1 protein-coding gene is annotated in these 1,298 nt (G+C 71.0%); it reads right to left on the reverse strand.

Annotated features, from left to right (window positions below; genetic code table 11):
* Positions 1-15: 15 nt before the first annotated feature.
* Positions 16-1,266, reverse strand: coding sequence for a PTS transporter subunit EIIC (locus tag FOE67_RS31015; protein WP_182667266.1), 1,251 nt, complete (start codon positions 1,264-1,266; stop codon positions 16-18).
* Between the last annotated feature and the right edge of the window lie 32 nt (positions 1,267-1,298).

A 1,298-nucleotide genomic window follows, 5' to 3' on the forward strand; every position in this document is an offset into this window, starting at 1 on the left:
AGCCAGTCGGCAGCGTCAGATCTGTACAAGAGACAGGGTCCCCTCGGTCCCCACGTCCTTCCGGCGAGCGGCCGAGCGCTTGCGGCCCGGTTCCGCCGGCACGGCGAGGTCGTCCTCCTCGTCGGGCTCGCGGCCCGGCGTCGGCAGGTCGAACCGGATGATCGCGAACCGGAAGACGGCGTAGTACACCACCGCGAAGCACAACCCGACCAGGGCGAGGCCCAACGGGTTGGAGGCGATGCCGAAGTTCAGCGTGTAGTCGATCGCGCCGGCGGAGAACCCGAAGCCGCCGCGCATCCCCAGCGCCCAGGTCAGCGCGAGCGCGATGCCGGTCAGCACGGCGTGGATCGCGTACAGCACCGGTGCGATGAACATGAAGGTGAACTCGATCGGCTCGGTGACGCCGGTGACGAAGGCGGTCAGCGCGATGGAGACCATCATGCCGCCGACCATCTTGCGCCGCTCGGGCCGCGCGCAGTGGTACATCGCCAGACAGGCCGCCGGCAGCGCGAACATCATGATCGGGAAGAAGCCCGTCATGAACTGACCGGCGGTCGGGTCCCCGGCCAGGAACCGCGCGATGTCACCGGTCACCACGGTCCCGTCGTCCCGGGTGTACGAACCGGCCTGGAACCAGGGGAAGGAGTTCAGCAGGTGGTGCATCCCCACCGGGATCAGCGCCCGGTTCAGCGCGCCGAAGATGCCGGCCCCGACCGCGCCCGAGCCCACCAGCCACTCGCTGAAGTGGAACAGCCCGCTGCCCAGCACCGGCCACAGGTACCCCACGACGATGCCCAGCCCCAGGCCGGCGAAGGCGGAGATGATCGGCACCAGGCGGCGCCCGCCGAAGAAGCCGAGGAAGTCCGGCAGGCGGGTGCGGTGGAAGCGCTGGTAGAGCAGGGCGACGGTGATGCCCATGATCACGCCGCCCAGCACCCCGGCCGAGACCGGCGCGTCGGTGTTGGAGTCGTGGAAGGTGGCGATGACGTTGTCGAAGACCAGGTAGCCGACCACAGCCGCCAGCGCGGTGGACCCGTCGGACTTGCGGGCGAAGCCGATCGCGATGCCCACCGCGAACAGCAGCGCCATGTTGTCCAGCAGGGCGCCGCCCCCGGCGGCCATGAACTCGGCGATCCGGTTGACCGGATCCGGCAGCGCGTCGCTGCCCAGCATGTCGTCGGCGCCGAACCGCACCAGCAGGGCGGCGGCGGGCAGGGTGGCGACCGGCAGCATCAGGCTGCGGCCGATGCGCTGCGCCACGGCCATCGCGCGGGCGCGGCGACCGGGTGGGGCGGGGG

Origin of the sequence: Streptomyces calidiresistens, from assembly GCF_014141525.1 — a bacterium.
In the GTDB taxonomy this organism is placed as follows: domain Bacteria; phylum Actinomycetota; class Actinomycetes; order Streptomycetales; family Streptomycetaceae; genus Streptomyces; species Streptomyces calidiresistens.